Source organism: Haloarchaeobius sp. HME9146 (genome assembly GCF_025399835.1).
Lineage (GTDB): Archaea > Halobacteriota > Halobacteria > Halobacteriales > Natrialbaceae > Haloarchaeobius.
Map to the genome: position 1 here is coordinate 733,660 of NZ_JAODVR010000001.1, position 17,324 is coordinate 750,983.

The 17,324-nt window shown below is 67.6% G+C and carries 14 protein-coding genes; 10 read left to right on the forward strand and 4 right to left on the reverse strand.

What is annotated here, in order from left to right; translation table 11 throughout:
• Positions 1-16 precede the first annotated feature (16 nt).
• Both N6C22_RS03800 and N6C22_RS03805 read left to right on the forward strand, forming a co-directional pair.
• Positions 17-2,362 (forward strand): DEAD/DEAH box helicase, encoded by a 2,346-nt coding sequence (locus N6C22_RS03800; RefSeq protein ID WP_261649502.1) that lies wholly within the window; start codon positions 17-19, stop codon positions 2,360-2,362.
• A gap of 77 nt (positions 2,363-2,439) precedes the next feature.
• The gene (locus N6C22_RS03805; RefSeq protein WP_261649503.1) at positions 2,440-3,018 is read left to right on the forward strand and encodes a hypothetical protein; all 579 of its coding nucleotides are present in this window, start codon (positions 2,440-2,442) and stop codon (positions 3,016-3,018) included.
• On the opposite strand, the gene N6C22_RS03810 is transcribed toward N6C22_RS03805, so the two are convergent.
• On the reverse strand, positions 2,910-3,569 hold the full coding sequence (locus N6C22_RS03810; RefSeq protein WP_261649504.1) for an HAD family phosphatase: 660 nt from the start codon (positions 3,567-3,569) through the stop codon (positions 2,910-2,912). The genes N6C22_RS03805 and N6C22_RS03810 overlap by 109 nt on opposite strands.
• Before the next feature lie 389 nt (positions 3,570-3,958).
• Here N6C22_RS03810 and N6C22_RS03815 point away from each other — a divergent pair, with 389 nt between their 5' ends.
• Entirely contained in the window at positions 3,959-4,729 is a 771-nt protein-coding gene (locus tag N6C22_RS03815) for a topoisomerase DNA-binding C4 zinc finger domain-containing protein (RefSeq protein ID WP_261649506.1), read from the forward strand.
• A gap of 10 nt (positions 4,730-4,739) precedes the next feature.
• On the opposite strand, the gene N6C22_RS03820 is transcribed toward N6C22_RS03815, so the two are convergent.
• The gene (locus tag N6C22_RS03820; protein WP_261649508.1) at positions 4,740-5,810 is read right to left on the reverse strand and encodes a response regulator; all 1,071 of its coding nucleotides are present in this window, start codon (positions 5,808-5,810) and stop codon (positions 4,740-4,742) included.
• Positions 5,811-5,957: 147 nt separating this feature from the next.
• Between N6C22_RS03820 and endA the strand changes: the two genes are divergently transcribed.
• From endA to N6C22_RS03835, 3 genes are all read left to right on the forward strand, one after another.
• Entirely contained in the window at positions 5,958-6,989 is a 1,032-nt protein-coding gene (endA, locus tag N6C22_RS03825) for a tRNA-intron lyase (RefSeq protein ID WP_261649509.1), read from the forward strand.
• Positions 6,990-7,306: 317 nt separating this feature from the next.
• Positions 7,307-8,884, forward strand: coding sequence for a tryptophan--tRNA ligase (locus N6C22_RS03830; RefSeq protein WP_261649511.1), 1,578 nt, complete (start codon positions 7,307-7,309; stop codon positions 8,882-8,884).
• Positions 8,885-9,021: 137 nt separating this feature from the next.
• Positions 9,022-10,758 (forward strand): hypothetical protein, encoded by a 1,737-nt coding sequence (locus N6C22_RS03835; protein ID WP_261649513.1) that lies wholly within the window; start codon positions 9,022-9,024, stop codon positions 10,756-10,758.
• An 11-nt stretch (positions 10,759-10,769) separates the two neighbouring features.
• Here N6C22_RS03835 and N6C22_RS03840 read toward each other — a convergent pair whose 3' ends face one another.
• Together N6C22_RS03840 and N6C22_RS03845 are read right to left on the reverse strand one after the other, a co-directional pair.
• Positions 10,770-11,480 carry a class I SAM-dependent methyltransferase gene (locus N6C22_RS03840; RefSeq protein ID WP_261649516.1) on the reverse strand — a complete coding sequence of 237 codons (711 nt, stop codon included), beginning with the start codon at positions 11,478-11,480 and terminating at the stop codon, positions 10,770-10,772.
• A gap of 69 nt (positions 11,481-11,549) precedes the next feature.
• Positions 11,550-12,203: a trans-aconitate 2-methyltransferase gene (locus N6C22_RS03845; protein WP_261649517.1), complete on the reverse strand. Its 654-nt coding sequence runs from the start codon at positions 12,201-12,203 to the stop codon at positions 11,550-11,552.
• Positions 12,204-12,395: 192 nt separating this feature from the next.
• Here N6C22_RS03845 and N6C22_RS03850 point away from each other — a divergent pair, with 192 nt between their 5' ends.
• From N6C22_RS03850 to pheT, 4 genes are all read left to right on the forward strand, one after another.
• Positions 12,396-13,001: a hypothetical protein gene (locus tag N6C22_RS03850; protein ID WP_261649519.1), complete on the forward strand. Its 606-nt coding sequence runs from the start codon at positions 12,396-12,398 to the stop codon at positions 12,999-13,001.
• Positions 13,002-13,124: 123 nt separating this feature from the next.
• Positions 13,125-13,760, forward strand: coding sequence for a hypothetical protein (locus N6C22_RS03855; protein ID WP_261649521.1), 636 nt, complete (start codon positions 13,125-13,127; stop codon positions 13,758-13,760).
• Positions 13,761-13,989: 229 nt separating this feature from the next.
• Positions 13,990-15,492 (forward strand): phenylalanine--tRNA ligase subunit alpha, encoded by a 1,503-nt coding sequence (locus tag N6C22_RS03860; RefSeq protein ID WP_261649523.1) that lies wholly within the window; start codon positions 13,990-13,992, stop codon positions 15,490-15,492.
• The gene (pheT, locus tag N6C22_RS03865; RefSeq protein ID WP_261649525.1) at positions 15,492-17,252 is read left to right on the forward strand and encodes a phenylalanine--tRNA ligase subunit beta; all 1,761 of its coding nucleotides are present in this window, start codon (positions 15,492-15,494) and stop codon (positions 17,250-17,252) included. Before N6C22_RS03860 ends, pheT begins: the two co-directional genes overlap by 1 nt.
• The last annotated feature ends 72 nt before the right edge of the window (positions 17,253-17,324 follow it).

Here is a 17,324-nt window from a genome sequence, read left to right on the forward strand (position 1 = left end):
TGGCTATGGAACGAGAATGGAGGTCGCCGAGGTCGTTCCAGATTTTGCCGACGCCTTCGCCTTCGAGGAGTTCAATCGCATGCAGCGGGAGGCGCTGCCGGCGTTGCTCGACTCGTCGGAGAACGTCGTCGCGAGCGCGCCGACCGCCAGCGGGAAGACCGCGCTGGCCGAACTCGCCATCTGTCGGGCGCTCGATATGGGGGGAACCGCGCTGTTCATCGCGCCGCTGCGGGCGCTGACGAACGAGAAGGAGGCGGACTGGGACCGCTTCGAGGAACTGGGCTACTCGGTGTACGTCGTCACCGGCGAGCGCGACCTGAACCCGCGCCGCGCGCGCCACGCGGACATCCTCGTGATGACGCCCGAGAAGCTCGACTCGGCGACCCGCAAGCACGACACGACGCGCTACGACTTCATCACGGACGTGGACGTCTGCGTCATCGACGAGGTCCACCTGCTGGATTCCGACCGACGCGGCGCGGTTCTGGAGGTCACGGTCTCCCGGCTCCGCCGGCTCTGTGCACCCCGCGTGGTGGCGCTCTCGGCGACCATGCCGAACATCGACGACGTGGCCGCGTGGCTCGACGCGCCGCCGGAGAACACCTTCGAGTTCGACGACGAGTATCGTCCAGTCGACCTCCACGCCGACGTGAAGACGTACAGTCACGGCGAGAATTCCTTCGCGGACAAGTACCGGCGGCTCTACCGCGCCATCGACCTCGCGGAGCCGCACCTGAACGACGACGGCCAGGCGCTCGTGTTCGTCTCGTCCCGGCAGGACACCGTCCAGGCCGCGAAGAAGGCCCGCGACGAGGTGGCCGAGCGCGACGTTGCGATGGGTGCGCGTGGCGACTACGACTTCCACACCGAGACGCAGGAACTCGACAACGACACCCTCAGGAACTCCTGTATCGACGGGGTGGCGTTCCACCACGCCGGCCTCTCGAAGAACGATAAGGACCGCGTCGAGGAGTGGTTCAAGCAGGGGAAACTCCAGTTGCTGTTCTCGACGTCGACGCTTGCGTGGGGCGTGAACCTCCCCGCCCGGTGTGTCGTCATCCGGGACACGAAGCTCCACGACCCCCTCGAGGGAGAGGTCGACATGAGCCCGCTGGACGTGCTCCAGATGCTCGGGCGCGCCGGGCGACCGGGCTACGACGACGTTGGCCACGGCTACGTGGTCTGTGACGCCTCGGATGCGGGCAAGTACCGACGGCTGCTCCGCGAGGGCAAGGAGATAGAGAGCCGCCTTGCAGAGAATCTCGACGCGCATCTCAACGCGGAGATCGCGATGGGTACGGTGCGGGACCTCGACGACGTGATGGACTGGCTGGAGACGACGTTCTACTACCAGCGCGCCCAGTCCGAACCCGAGCAGTACGACTTCGCGAACCTCCGCGAGCGGGTACGCGAGGTCCTCAAATCCCTCGTGGACCACGGCTTCGTCGACCTGGGCGACGACCTCGACATCTCCGCGACGGGCCTGGGTGTCCTCGCCTCGAAGTACTATCTCAGACTGGAGACCGCGGAGCGATTCAAGACGCTCGCCGATTCGGAGGGCATCACCGAGAAGGGTGTGCTCGGGGCAGTGGCGACCGCCGCCGAGTTCGACAGCGTGAGCGCCCGCCAGTCCGAGAAGGAGGCGGTCGACGCGATGCTCGTCGGGCAGGACACCGGCGAGATGGACGCGGGCGGCCGGAAGGTGCTCGCCATCCTCGTCGGGTCGATGAACGGGACGACCCCGGGCGACCTGCGCTCCGACGCCTGGGTCATCAAGCAGAACGGCCTGCGACTGCTCGCCGCCCTGCAGGCGTTCCTCGACCGCTTCGCGAACCCCCACGCGACCAACGTCGCCCGCCGGGTCGAGGCCCGCGTCGAGAACGGGGTTGCACCCGACGCGGTGGGCCTGACCGCCATCGACGGGGTCGGCCCCGGCCGGGCGAGCAAGCTCGCCAAGGAGGGCCTGCAGACCCCCGCCGACGCGGTCGACGCCGGTGTCGAGGGACTGGTCACGGCCGGCCTCTCCGAGGGCGTCGCCGAGCAGGTGTACGAGGGCGCGAAGAAACTGCCCGATATCAGTGTCGAGTGGGGCGACTTCCCGAGCACCATCGCCCGCGGTGAGAACGACATGTGCGACGTGACGGTCCGCAACGATGGCGGCAGCGGCTCTGCCGGGGTTCGCGTGACGGTCAACGGTGTCGAGATGTCCGCGGCCGAGACGTACCTCGACGGGGAGACGACGGTCCCGGTCGGCGTCTTCGGCGCGACCGACGACGAGCTCACCTACGAGGTGTCGGTCGCGTTCGCGAACATCCCGCTGGTGCCGGTGACCGAAACCCGGACGGTGCGGGTGCAGGACTGATTCTCACGGGGCGACGGCTGCTTTTCGGCCCACCTGAATGGTCAGAAATTAAATAGCGGTGGTCGGTACTGCTGAGTATGTCCCCCGCAGGTGACGGCCCTCCAGCAGCCGATGGGTTCCGGATTCCGCCCGCGGTCGTCGGGTCGCGGGTCGACGTGCTCCGGTATCCGGGTGAGGACGACGGCGAGGCGAAACATCGAGCCGTGCCGGCGGGTGAGGGGGCGGCCATCGCCGAGGAGCGAGAGAACGCGGCAAAGCGACAGTGGTTCACCGGCCAGAGCACGTTCTGGTGGGTGTCGATGGGGTTGGCCCCGATTTCGCTGTTCTCCGAACTCGCGGCGTCGGTCGGACTGCCGTATTGGACTGGCTACCTCTGGTTGGCTGTCGTCGCGGCGCTCCGGTGGTGGTACGACTCCGACGACCCGCGGGAATCGACTCCAGAAGTCGTCGCCGAGAACGTTCCAGTTGCGACCGCCCGGGAGTGCTTCGACGCGGTTATCGACGACGAGGTCGAGACGGTGACCGCGACTGTCGAGAACGCCCCGGTTCAGCCCTCGACGCCCAACAGGTCGTCCACCGTCGCGAGCAGGTCCGCGGGCGAATCAACGACGAATTCCGCGTTGGAGAGGTCGACCGACTCGTCCGCGCCCGAGTGATACCCGATACAGGTCGTGCCCGCGGCGACCGCCGAGTCGACGCCGTGTTCGGAGTCCTCGACCGCGATGCAGGCCTTTGGCTCGAAGCCGAGTTCGCCCGCGGCGTGTTCGAAGATGTGCGGTTCGGGCTTGCCCGGGACGTCGATGTCCTCGGCGCTGACGACGGCGTCGAATTCGAGGTCGAACCGGTCGAGCACGAGGTCGATCCAGTCGTGGGGCGAGGAGGAGACGACGGCCATGGGGATGCCCTGTGTTCTTCTCTGGGCCAGCCAGTCCGCGAACCCGGGCAGGAGGTCGACCTTCTCGGTGTAGATGGCTTCGGCCGTGTCGTCGAAGCGGTCGACCCACTCCTCTTTCGTGACGGCCACGTCGTAGTGCTCTGCGAGGTAGTCGTGTATCTCGCGGTAGTTCATGCCCGTGATCTCACGTACCGGGACCTCCTCGTCGGGGACCGCCCAGGGGAGCAGTTCCTCGCGTTCGCGCTCGACCCAGTAGTCCTCGGAGTCGACCAGTACACCGTCCATGTCGAAGAGGACTGCATCGTGACTCATGTGTTGGTTGCGTGGATGGGGGCGGGGTACTTCGTTTGGGTGGGTCTGTGCGTTGGGATTGGTTTCTGCTGTGGCTGGTGTTTCGACTGGTGTTCTGTGAGGTGCTTGGCTTGGTGTTCGTGACGACGAGCAGTTCACTCGCGCCGATGGCGATGAAAGACCGCACCACACCCTCCCCAACCGACTGCGCTCCTCGCTGACGCTGCGGTGCTCGTCCCTCGCGTGACACTGGCTCGCGGGCGCGCTCACGGGTCGTCCCTCCCCGTTCGCTGTCGAGGCGACTGCGTCGCCTCGCACGCCACGCTCACCAGCGCACGCCAGCCGGAAATCAACCAGTCGTCGCCACCCCTGTCCAATCATTCAAATACCAGCACGGGACCAACCCCGGCATGACAGCCGGAGCAGCAGTCCGCGTCTTTGCGGGGGATTGCAGCGTCGTCTTCGACGGCGCAGACAGAACGGAACATCGCGGCCACGTCGTGGTCGTCGTCAAGCCGGACGACACCGTGCTGGTCCACGACGCGAAGGGCTACCAGCCGGTCGCGTGGCTCACCCGGGCGAGCGAGGTGTGGGTGACCAACGACGGGGAACTCGACTTGCGAGCCAAAGACGGCGACCAGACGTTGCTCGTGAAGTCACACCAGCTCCACCTCACCGGCTCGTACCCGACGAGCACTGCGGGCACCCCGGCGGGTCGGTGCCCGGACTGTTCGGGGGCACTCGTCAGGACCCGGCGGGCCGTGACCTGCCTCGACTGCGAGCGCCATCACGGGATTCCAACCGATGCGGTGGTCCACGGCGGGCGCTGTGACTGCGGCCTGCCCCGGATGCGGGTCGAGCGCGGCGCACCGCTGGACCTCTGCATCGACCGGGACTGCGAGTCGCTGGACAGCGCCGTCGTCGAGCGGTTCGACCGGGCGTGGGACTGTCCGGAGTGTGGCGACGACTTACGGGTACTCCGGCGGGGTGGTCTGCTCGCGGGCTGTGACGCCTACCCCGACTGCGACACCGGGTTCTCGTTCCCGGCAGGGACCGTCGTCGCGTCCTGCGAGTGCGGGCTGCCAGTGTTCGAGACTGCCGGTGGCCGGCGCTGTCTGGACAGCACCTGCGACGGCGACTGGACGGATGCCGGTGGGGTCGAAGCCGAGACGGGACCGTAGGGTTCGGCGGTCACTCGTCGCTGTCGCCAGCGTCGGTGCCCGTGACCCCGCCGTCGTCGGGCTCGTCGCCAGCGTCGGCCACATCGCCCACATCGGTCGCCAGCTCGGTGGTCCACTCCCCGCCCATGCGGTCCAGTTCGTAGCTCACCCACTGCTTGGCGATCCAGACGAACGACCGTTCTTCGACGCTGAAGTCCAGGTCCCGTGGGTCGCTGCTCGCGAAACAGAGGGTCCCGTACAGGGTGTCCTCGACGTTGGTGGTCCCGCCGATGTAACAGCCGAGTTCGAACGTCTGATACCCCGGGTCGTCGTGCATCCCGGCGTCGATGGCGTTCTGGATGCCGAAGAGGTCCTCGTGCTGGATGGTCAGCCGGCAGTAGGAGTTGCTGAGACGGTTCGACTCGCCGGGCTGGAGCAACTCGTGGTCACCGACCGAGAGGACGATGGTCTGGGTGCCTCTGGTCGGGTCGGTCGGATCCGGTCGCTCGATGCGGGTGAGAAAGCCGTAGGGGACGCCGAGGTACTCGGTCCCGAGTTCGAGCACGGCCTGGACCCGGTCCTCGAACGACCGGTCGACGTCGTTCGTTATCTCGTAGAACTCGACGAGGGCGTCGATGTAGCGCTGCCGGTATCCCCTGGCCCGGTCCTGCTCGACGTAGCCGACGATCTTCCTCGCCAGGAATGCGAACTGGTCGGTGCCGTGTTGTTTCCGGAGGTAGTCGGTGACGTTGGCCGAGAGCGCCCTGTTCGCGACGGTCTCGGAGTCCTTCCCGGTGAAGAGGACGAACGGGAGGGTCGCGTCGGTCTCGCGAACGGCCTCGAGGAACTCGACACCGTCCATCACGGGCATCTCGTAGTCGGAGACGACGCAGTCGAACTGCGCTGTCCCGAGGCGGGCGAGCGCCGACTGGGCGTCGGTCGCCGACTCGACGGTGAGGCGGTCGTCGAGCCGTTCCAGGTACTCCGCCGCGACGGCGACGAGGTCGGGCTCGTCGTCCACCAGGAGGACACGGTAGCGGTCACTCCGGTCGCTGGCTGCCTGGCGCGTCTCCGCCGTGGAGTCCGTCTCGTCCTCCGTCATCGGGGATGGTGCCTGCTCACGGCTGATGTACGTTCCGTGCCAAGATAAGTCTGGACGCGGGAGCGTCGTGGTCCGGTCCGGCCCCGGTGGCTGCGACGACGACCGGCGACCGTCATCCCTTTGCCCGCCCGGGGCGCATCCGCGGCCATGGACGGACACCTCGACGGCGGCGTCGTGCACGTGGGGCAGGACGCCCGCCAGCGGTACTACGACTCGCGGGGGTACGGCTACCCCCTCGGCGGGAACGACGTGGCGCTCGCGCCGGTCGAGGCGGCCCACCTGCTCTACCGGGGCGACCTCGACTCGGTCGACGGGATGCGATTTCGCGAGTTCATCCGTGACGCGACCGATCCCGGCTTCATGCCGCGGTTCCTGGTCTACGCCGACCTCCGCGAGCGCGGCTTCTACCTCTCGCCGGCGAAGGCTGACTGGCTCCACGGGGTCGAGCCCCAGTCCGAAGACTTCGTGGTCTACCCCCGCGGGAAGGGCCCGACCGACGGCGAGGTCGAGTATCGCGTCCGGGTCGTCGGCGAGCGCGAGATGGTCGACGCGGTGGCGCTGGGTGACGGCGTCCTCGCGGTGGTGGACGAGGAGTCCGAGATAACCTACCTCGACACCGACCACCCCGACATCGAGGGCTCGGCCGGTATCGACCTCCCCGTCGGCGTCGACTGCGACCTGCTCGCGGACCGCGCGACCTGCTGGAACCCGCCCGCGACGCTGTACGAGAAGGGATTCTACGGCACGCCACTCGACGGCCGCGACTCCGACCTCGACGCCCTCCAGCTCTCGCTGGTCGAGGCGGCCTACCTCGCCACTCGCGGGGCGGTCGACGTGGACCCCGAGACGGTCTGTGCCCGCGGCCGCGAGGTCGAAGGCGAGCGATTCGACCGCCGGCTCCGGGTCTACGCGGCCCTGCGCGAGGCCGACGTGGTGCCCAAGACCGGCTTCAAGTTCGGCGCTGACTTCCGGACCTACGCCGAGTTCGAGTCCGTCGACGACTTCGGACACTCGGAGATGCTGGTCCGCGTGTTGCCCATCAGCCACACCTTCGCGCCGCGTGACCTGGCGCTCGACGTCCGGCTGGCGAACGGGGTTCGCAAGGAGATGGTGTTCGGGCTGGTGGATAGGCCCGGGGATGGGGTGACCTGGCTGCGGGTTGGGAGACTGACGCCGTGACTGTCGGGAACCAGTGCTGTTCTGTCGGTCGCTGACCAGTCACTGTGGCGCGCGCTGACTCGCGTGCCGGAGGCCGCGAGTCGGCATCGTGCGAGGGACGACCGAAGTGGAGCGAAGCGGAACGAAGGGAGTCGGATGGGGAGGGTGTGGTGCGGTCACCATTTCCACCAGCGCGAGTGAACTGCTCGTCGAAACCAACTGCAGAAGAACAGGTCTCCGTCCCGGTGACCGGTGTTGCACTCTCGAATACGCACCACACCCCAGAACACGGGAAGCGAAGCTTTTTGCGCGGCCCGACGCCACTCTCCGGTAGTCAAATGACGCGCGATTCCGAGTCGTCGACACCCGACGACGAGCTGGTTCCGGACGGTGGCGAGACGGCAGCCGAGGGAGCCGACGAGGTCGCACTCGACCCGTGGGGCTCCTCGACCGTCTCCGACTACCGCAAGCTGTTCGACGAGTTCGGTATCGAGGAGTTCGACGAGGTCCTCCCCGAAGTACCGAACCCCCACTACCTGATGCGCCGCGGGGTCATCTTCGGCCACCGCGACTACCGCCCCGTGGCGGAGGCGATGCGCGAGGGCGAGCCGTGGGCCGTCTTGTCGGGATTCATGCCGACGGGGGACCCGCACATCGGGCACAAGCTGGTGTTCGACGAGATAATCTGGCACCAGCAGCAGGGCGGCGAGGCGTACGGCCTCATCGCTGACCTGGAGGCCCACAGCGCCCGCGGGCTGACGTGGGACGAGATCGACGAGCACTCGCGTGACTACATCCTGAGCCTGCTCGCGCTCGGGTTCGACCCCGAGGAGGGCGAACTCTACCGGCAGTCCGATAACCGGGAGCTGCAGGACCTCGCGTTCGAGCTGGGCATCGAGGCGAACTACTCCGAGCTGCAGGCTATCTACGGCTTCGACGGCGAGACCGACGTGAGCCACATGCAGAGCGTCGTCACGCAGATGGCGGACATCCTCTACCCGCAACTCGACGAGCCCAAGCCCACCGTGATTCCGGTCGGGCCGGACCAGGACCCGCACATGCGCCTGGCGCGCGACCTCGCGACCCGGATGCGCTTCTTCAAGGTCTCGAAGGCGTACGCGAGCTTCGAGGCGGACGACGACGAGCGCGAACTCATCGCGGCGGCCTACGCGGCCCTCGCCGACGAGGCACCCGAGGGGGAGCCGGTCCGGTGTGAGGACGGTGCGGCGTGGCTGCGCGAGCACACGCCCGAGCCGGCGGACGCCCGCGATGCGGCGGTCAAGAAGCTCGATTCGGCCGGGAAGGAGCCGCTTCGCCCGCGGACTCGCTTCTTCGACCGGCAGGCGACCGACGAGGCGTTCGAGGCGCTCATCGACGCGGTCGAGGGCGAGAAGCGCGTCTACGAGGGGCACATCGACGCGTTCGACCTCGAACGCGGTGAGGCCGAGGAGCTGGCGAGACAGGTCGAGGTCGACCACGGCGGCTACGGCTTCATGGCTCCGTCCTCGATCTACCACCGGTTCATGACCGGGCTCACCGGCGGGAAGATGTCCTCGTCGGTCCCGGCGAGCCACATCTCGCTGCTCGACGACCCCGAGGACGGCTACGACAAGGTGAAATCGGCGACGACTGGCGGGCGCGAGACGGCCGAAGAACAGCGCGAGAAGGGCGGCGAGGCCGACAAGTGCCCGGTGTACGAACTGTACGCCTACCTGCTCGCGGGCGACGACGACGAGTTCGCGACCGAGGTGTACGAGGAGTGCGTCGGCGGCGAGCGCCTCTGTGGTGGCTGCAAGGAACAGGCGGCCGAACTCATGGAGGAGTTCCTCGAGGAGCACCAGGAGAAGCGCGAAGAGGTCGCCGAGCACCTGGACGACCTCGACATCGACCTGGACTCGGACCGCAAGCACGCCTGAGACACGACCTGTTCGATTTCTATCTGTTTTCACCCGCGCTCGAAAGTGCCAACAGAACGTCCAGAACTGGACACATGATGCTCCTTTCACATCTTCCAGAGGTAGATTTAACCCGCTCGTGATACATCTGCAGGTAGATGGATTTCCGGTCGAGTCGCGATTCCGACGACGTCCGTGACGTGGTCGTCTGTGCGGACGTGCTGGGTGGGTTCGGTGTCTCGACCGACGCGGTTCGCCAGCAGGAGGACGTCCCGGGTCGGGCGCTGGAGGACATCATCGCGGACTCGCTCGACGGCTCCGAACATCCCGCTGAGTTCGTCCGCCGGACCATCGTCCGGTCTGACCGCGGTATCGACGCGCCGGCACGCCACTGGCGGCACGCGCCACAGGTCCAGCTCTCGGCGGTGTTCGAGGCGCTCGACTGGGCGGCGGAGCTCCGTGACGCCCACGGCCGCCGGCTCGACGAGGAGGGGTTCGCGGACCTCCCGTGGACGATCTCGCTCACGGACGCGAACGGCATCACCCGTGAGGCACCCTTCGAGTACCCGGACACCCCGCTGGGTGACGACAACTACCCGGCGCTCATCCACGCGGTGAACACCCGGCTGCTGTACGGCCTCGGCGTCGAGTTCGTCCAGCTTTCGGAGGGGACCGACCGCTGGCGCTTCGCCCTGGTCGAGACGGACGAACTCGCCCGGCTGCGCGACCAGTTCGGCCTCCGAGTGACCGTGTTCGACCGACCGCTCCTCTCGGCTCCCCAGCCCCCGGCGTACCTGCCCGAGAAGGGCGGTGACGTGCCCCTGCCGGACTGGGTGACGGCAGGTGACGAGGGGCCACGGCTCGGTCGCGACCGGGCCGACACCGCCGACGTGGTCTCGTCGGTGGAGACCGACGTGGACGCGGTCCTCGAGGAGAGCGGGGCGTCCGAGACGGCGGACGAGTCGGACCACGAATCGGCCGCTCCGTTCATCGACTTCGTGGAGTCGGACCCCGCACAGGAACCAGTGGACGAGTCCGAACCCGAGCCGGAGGATGGTGTCGGGCTGGAGCCGGAACCGGAGGGTGGTGCCGGGCTGGAGCCGGAGCCGGCACCCGAGGGTGAACCGGGAGCGCTAGAACCGAGCGCGGATGCCGGGGAGGGCAGCGACTCCTTCTGGGACGACACGGGTGACTGGGTGCTGGAACCGGTCACGAGCGAGGCCTCGGTGGGGAGAGACGACGAGGGAGACGGTGGGATAGCGGACGAAAGAGACGGCGGGATAGTGGGCGAGGTGGACGCTGAGGTAGCGGACGAGGTAGACGCCGAGCTCGCGGACGAGACGGACGACGGGGCAGCCGACGCGCTCGCGGACGAGAGCACAGTCGACCCGGAATCTGGTGACAGTTCGGCCGACGACGGCGGGCTGGAACTCCTCGGGGGCGGCCCGTCGGTGTCGCGTCAGTCCTCCTCCCCGTCGGACGACCCGCTCGACGACCTGTTCGACTCGGTCGAGGAGAGCGCGGCGACCGGGTCGGCGGGCCGGACCGACCCCGAGTACGACGGGTTCGACGCCGACGACCTCGCGGACTTCAAGCGCGGTGCGCGCAAGGACCGTGTCGAGAACAACTCGTTCGGCGTGGGCGTCGAGACCCCGACCGAAGACGACCGGCTCGCGGCCTACGGGGCGGCCATCGACGCGGGTGGTAACCTCTCGGTCCGGGGACTGCTCGACGACGACACCTTCGTTCCGACGTTCCCGGCGGCCGACCAGGACGAGGTTCGCATCGCCTACGACGACGGGTGCGACCTCGACGCGCCGCCTGCCGCCGAGATAGAGACCGACGAGGGGTTCGTCTGGGTGAACGCGGACGGGCTCTCACTGGACGACGACTGACTCGCGGGCGCTCACTTCGGGACGGCGACACAGGGCGTGTCCCGGCCGACGAAGGAGTGGTGTCTCGCACCGACGAGCGCCCAGTAGTCGCGGGGGCGGGTCCCGAGCAGGTCCTCGATGTGCCGGTACGACAGCAGGTTGTCGCCCTCGACCACGTGCCGGAACAGCTCCCGGCGTGCGCCCGTGAACTCGCGGTCGAACCGGGTGTGGGTGTAGCGGTTGGGATAGTTGAAGACGAGCTGGCCGCCCGGCCGCACGTGGTCGTACATGGCCCGGACGGCTGTCTCGGCGTCGTCGACGAAGTAGAGCGTGGCCATGCAGTACACCAGGTCGAAGGTCCGGCCGGTACCGAGCTCGGGAAGGGCATCGACGGCGAAGTGAACGTTGTGGAAGCCGAGTTCGTCGGCCAGCCGGCGGTTGTCCTCGATGACGGACGCGGAGACGTCGTAGCCGTAGAACTCGGTGTCGGGGTAGCGGACCGCGAGTTCGAACAGGTCGACGGCGGGACCACAGCCGACCGAGGCGACCGAGGCGGGCCCGCCGAGGGTGCGCTCCGCGCTCGGTGGCCAGTGACGGTCGATGAAGCGGGCCAGCAGGCCGGGCATCGCCTCGCGGCCGATGTAGGCCACGCGGTCGTAGTCACCGGTCGAGTAGAAATCCTCCCAGCGTGTGGCCGCCCCCGGGTCGGCCCACGTCGCGTCGGTGATGGCGTTCTCGGACATACTACTCTGAATGCGACGATCAGTGATAACGGGACACCGGGAGTGCGGGAGTCCCGCCAGGGAAGGAGATTACGCGGGTGCCGGTTTCCGGACGAACACCGCGGGACTGCGCCGGGTCGCGTAGGTTTCGTCGCGAGCACCGACGGCCGTCCAGTAGCTCCGTGGGCGGCGGCCGAGGACGGCCTCGATGGCGTCGTAACTGAGCAGGTTCTCACCGCGGGCGACGCGCTCGAACGCCTCGCGCTTGTGTTCGGGTGCCTCCTCGCGGACCCACGTCCGGGTGTGGCGGTTCGGGTAGTTGAAGACGAGGTGGCCGCCGGGGGCCACGGTGTCGTAGAGTTCGGCGAGGGCGCGCTCGACGTCGTCGACGAAGTAGAGGGTCGCCATGCAGTAGACCAGGTCGAACTCGCGGTCGATGGCGAGGTCGGGGAGCGAGTCGACGGCGAAGTGGACGTTCGACAGGCCCGCCTCGGCGGCGTGTTCGCGGTTCGCCTCGACCACCGACGGGGCCAGGTCGTAGCCGTAGAACTCGGTCTGGGGGTAGCGTGGAGCGAGCTCGAAGTCGACGAGGGCCGGGCCACAGCCCACGTCAGCGACCGTGTCGGGGACGCCGACGCGCTCGATGAACGTCTCGAGGTGTGCCGGCATGTCGTCGCCGCCGACGTAGGCCCCGCGGTCCCAGTCCGTGGCGGCGTAGAAGTCCGCTTCCCAGTCGAAGGGCATGCGTAGCCATGACAGAGCGGGGCGCAATAGCGTTGCGGTCAGAGCAGGGACCAATAGCATTGTGGTCAGCTCGGGGCGCGATAGCCTTGCAGTCGGGTCCTATCCAGGGTCTTTCGACACTGTTGGCTATCCGTCTTGGAAAATATAACGACCACAGAAAGAATTAAATGTATTTAGAACCAGTTAGGAATAATGGTTGTTGGGGAATCTGACACGAACGAGGCGGAGGCCGAGGGGTTGTCCGACGTGCTCGACGCGTTCGACGTCGACACGGCGGACGAGGTCGTCGAGGCGAACGACACGGGGTCGAGCGACGACGCGGTCGCCGTGGTCGAGACGATACTCGGAGACCTGGACGAGCCGGTCTCGACCGGGGAGGACGAGGAGCTGGACCACGACGCCGAGGGCACGGGTGACGACGAACCCACCGGCCTCGACGGCGCGTTCGCCGACTTCGAGGCCGATGCCGAGCCCGGCGTCGAGACGATGGCGATGATGGGGACGATAGAGACGGCCGGGACGATGGAGACGGCCGAGACAGCCGGGACGACCGGGAGGGGAGAGCAAGTCAGCGCGACGCTGGTACGGGTCCCCAACGAGGCGTTCGGGTCGGCACCGGTTGCGGGCCGACCCGGCGACGAGGACTACGACACCGCCCACGACGAGTTCAAGGCGCTCGCCGAAGAGATGGACACCGACGACGTGGACGTCGAGGAGCTCGACCTCTCCGAGTTGACCCTCGGCGAACCGATGTCCGCATCACAGCTCGCCGAGGGCCTCCCCGAATCCGACGACTAGGACACGCGATTCGCCCGGAGTTCCTTCTTGGCGCGTTCCTCTCGCGGTCGCCCCCACGAAAACATCTCGAAATTGAAAGGAGCCGTGCGAGGAATTAACTACCAGTAGGCTGAAACCGTAGCCATGCCAACCCGGGAGTCCGAGCCGAACACCGGGTCGACGGGCGAACTGTCGGACGTCGTCGACGCGTTCGACGTCGAGACGGTCGAGGAGGTCATCGAGGACAACGACACCGGCGACAGCGAGGTCGCCGACCCCGACGCCGTCTTCGATTCGCTCCTCGATGCCGACGGGTCGACCACGGCCGAGGAGCGCCGGCTCGACCACGAACCGCCGGTGACCGAACTCGACGGGGCGTTCGCCGCCGTCGAGACCGAACTCGACCACGACGAGGCACCCGACCGTCTCGGCCGCTGGCTCGCGTACGACGGGTTCGACTTCGCGGACGAGCAGGCCGCACCCACGGCGACCCCCGGCCCGAGCGCCCACGAGGAGTTCAAATCGCTCGCCGCCGAGTCGGAGACGGTCGACCTCGACGACCTCGACCTCGACGACCTGGCGCTCGGGGACGGGACCGTCGCGGCCTCGCTCGACATCGACATGCCGGCCGAGGAGGACTCGCTCGCCGAGGCGATGCTGGCCGGCGACGAGGAGGTTGAGGGAGGCGAGACCGACGTGGGCGAGACCGGTGGTGGCGACAGCACCGGGGACGACAGCGGCGAGGACGCCATCGACGAGACCGGCTTCGACTGGGACTGAGTCGGGCCGTCTCACGGCTCCCGAAGGCTTTTCTTCGGTCACGCGAACATCTGGGGTATGGCAGCCGAATCCAGCCATCGTGGTATCGCACGCCAGCACTGCGACAGCCCCGGGTTCGGCTTTTTCTTCGCGGTGTAGGCACGGCGGACTCGGCCGGGGCGGTCTCGGCGGACGAAATCGTGCGCTTCGGAATAGCTAACTGACTGACCCGAGGAAGCAGACACAAGAGATGCAACTAGCAGCGACACAGGCCGCGGTCCTCGAAACCGCGAGCGCGACCGACCCGAAGTCGGTCGTGGCGCTGGCCGACGAGCTGGGCGAGAAGCCCGAGTCGGTCGCGGGCGCGGCCTTCGACCTGGAAGCACAGGGCCTCCTCACCATCGAGGAGCGAACCACAGAACACGTCGAACTCACCGACGAGGGCGAGCGCTACATCGACGAGGGCCTCCCCGAGGTCCGCCTGTACGAGGCGGCCGTCGAGGTCGGCGCGACCGACGAACCGGTGTCGATGGGGCAGGTCATCGGGGCGTCCGGCCTCGGCGACCTCGTCGACATCGCGCTCGCGAACTACGCCCGGAAAGGGTATGGGGAAATCGACAGCGGCGAACTCTCCGCGAACGCGGACGCCGACCCCGCCGACGACGAGGAGGCGCGGGCGCTGTCGGCCCTGCAGGCCGGCGAGTCCGTGACCGATTCGGGCGTCCTCGACCAGCTCGAGCGCCGCGGCCTCGTCGAGCGTGTCGAGCAGACAGACCGGCTCATCACGCTCACCGAGGCGGGCGTCACCGCCATGATGGAGGGCGTCGAGGTGGCCGAGTCCGTCGGCCAGCTCACCCCCGAGCTGCTCACAAGCGGCGAGTGGCAGGACGTCGAGTTCGCCGAGTACAACGTCGAAGCCGACGCCGAGACGCTGTACGGCGGCAAGAAGCACATCCTCCGCCAGACTGCGGATAGGGTCAAGGACGTACTCGTCGGGATGGGCTTCCAGGAGATGGAAGGCCCGCACGCCGACGCCGAGTTCTGGATCAACGACTGCCTGTTCATGCCCCAGGACCACCCTGCCAGAACGCACTGGGACCAGTTCGCGCTGGACGTCCCGCCGATGCAGGACCTCCCCGAGGACCTCGTCGACCGCGTCGAGGACGCCCACAAGAACGGCGTGGGCGAGGACGGCGACGGCTACCACTCGCCGTGGACCGAAGACGTGGCACGCGGGGTCGACCTCCGCGGGCACACCACCTCGCTGTCGATGCGCTACCTCTCCGGCGAGGCCGTCGGCGACCTCGAACCGCCCCAGCGGTACTTCAGCGTGGAGAAGGTGTACCGCAACGACACGCTCGACGCGACCCACCTGCTGGAGTTCTTCCAGATCGAGGGCTGGGTGATGGCCGAGGACCTCTCGGTCCGTGACCTGATGGGCACGTTCACCGAGTTCTACGAGCAGTTCGGCATCACCGACCTGCAGTTCAAGCCCCACTACAACCCGTACACGGAGCCGAGCTTCGAGCTGTTCGGCGAACACCCGCGCACGGGCGAACTCGTCGAGATAGGCAATTCGGGTATCTTCCGCGAGGAGGTGCTCCGCCCGCTCGGCGTGGAGTGCGACGTGATGGCGTGGGGGCTCGCCCTCGAACGCCTGCTGATGCTCACGCATGGGTTCGAAGACATCCGAGACGTGCACGGGACGCTGTGTGACCTCGACTTCCTGCGGAACGCGGAGGTGATTCGCTAATGCCAGTCGTAGACGTCGACCCCGACGAACTGAGAAGCCTGACCGGCCACGACGAGAAATCGGACGAGGAACTCAAGGAGGACATGTTCGGCCTCGGCCTCGAGTTCGAGGGCGAGACCGAAGACGGCGAGTTCCAGCTGGAGTTCGCCCCGGACCGCCTCGACCGCCTCTCCGTCGAGGGCGTCGCGCGTTCGCTTCGCTACCAGTACGGCGACGACCGCGGCGTGTACGTCCCGAAGACGAACGACCCGGACTGGACCATCGAGGTCGACGAGTCCGTGCCCGACGAACGCCCGTACGTGACTGGCGCGGTCATCCGCGGTGTGAACCTCAGCGAGTCGGCACTGGATTCGCTCATCCAGCTGCAGGAGAAGCTGCACGCGACGATGGGCCGAAAGCGCGTCAAGGGTGCCATCGGCATCCACGACCTGACGATGCTCAAAGGCACCTCCGCCGGTGAGGACGGCGGCAACAGCATCCAGTACGTCGGCGTCGAACCCGACGAAGACGTGTTCGTCCCGCTCGACTCCGACGTGGAGATGACGCCCGCGGAGGTCCTGACCGACCACCCGACCGGCGAGAAGTACGCCGACGTCATCGCCGACTACGAGCGCTACCCGGCCATCTACGACGACATCGGGCTGTTCTCGTTCCCGCCGGTCATCAACGGCCGCCGGACCGAGGTGAGTACGGAAAGCCGGGACCTGTTCGTCGAGCTGACCGGCACCGACCAGTGGACCATCGACAAGATGTGCAACATCATCTGCTACGCGCTCGACGCCCGCGGCGCGACCATCGAGGAGGTCACCGTCGACTACCCCGACAAGGACGTCTACGCCGGGGACAAGGTGGAACTGGTCGCGCCCGACGTCGACCTCGTCCGCCCGAACTTCGAGACGAGCGACAAGACGGTCCGGCACAGCCGTATCGAGTCGCTGCTCGGCATCAACCTCGACCCCGAGGAGGTCGTGGACCTGCTCGAACGCGCGGGACTCGACGCCATCCAGGCAGAGAACGATGACGGTGAACTCGTCTACGAGGTGGACGTGCCGCCGTACCGCGTGGACGTGCTCCACCCGCTCGACATCGTGGACGACGTGGGCCGTGCCTACGGATTCAACGAACTGGAGCCGACGTACCCCGAGGTCGGGACTGTCGGCGGCCGCCACGAGCGAACCGGGCTCGAGGACGCGGTCCGCGACCAGCTGGTGGGACTGGGCTTCGAGGACATGCTCAACTTCCACATGATAAACGAGCGCGAGAACTACGAGCGCATGCGCCTCGACCCCGACGCGGACGACTGCCTGGGCGCAGGCCAGCCCGTGACCATCACGGAGCCCTACAGCGAGGACTACACGATGGTCCGCTCGTGGGCGCTCCCGTCGCTCATGATGGTGCTGGAGAACAACACCCACCGGTCGTACCCGCAGGACATCGCCGAGGTCGGCTTCGCCGCCCACTACGACGACTCGGTGGACACCTACGTCGCGGAGCGCCGGACGGTCGCCGGGGCACTGGCTCGTCACGACGCCTCCTACGAGGACGCGAAGGCCCGCCTGCAGGCGCTCGCGCGCAACTTCGAGGTCGAGCTGACGACTCCGCCCACGACCCACCCGTCGTTCATCGACGGCCGGACCGCCGAGGTCCGCATCGACGGCGAGGTCGCCGGTGTGGTCGGTGAGGTCCACCCGGCGGTGCTCGTGGAGCACGATCTGGAGGTTCCGGTGACCGCGTTCGAGTTCGACCTGGACGCGCTGTAGTCGCGCTTCGGTTCTCTTTTCGGTGCACCGGTCGCGGGAGCGGAGCGCGACGCCCGGGGAAAATAGTGTAGT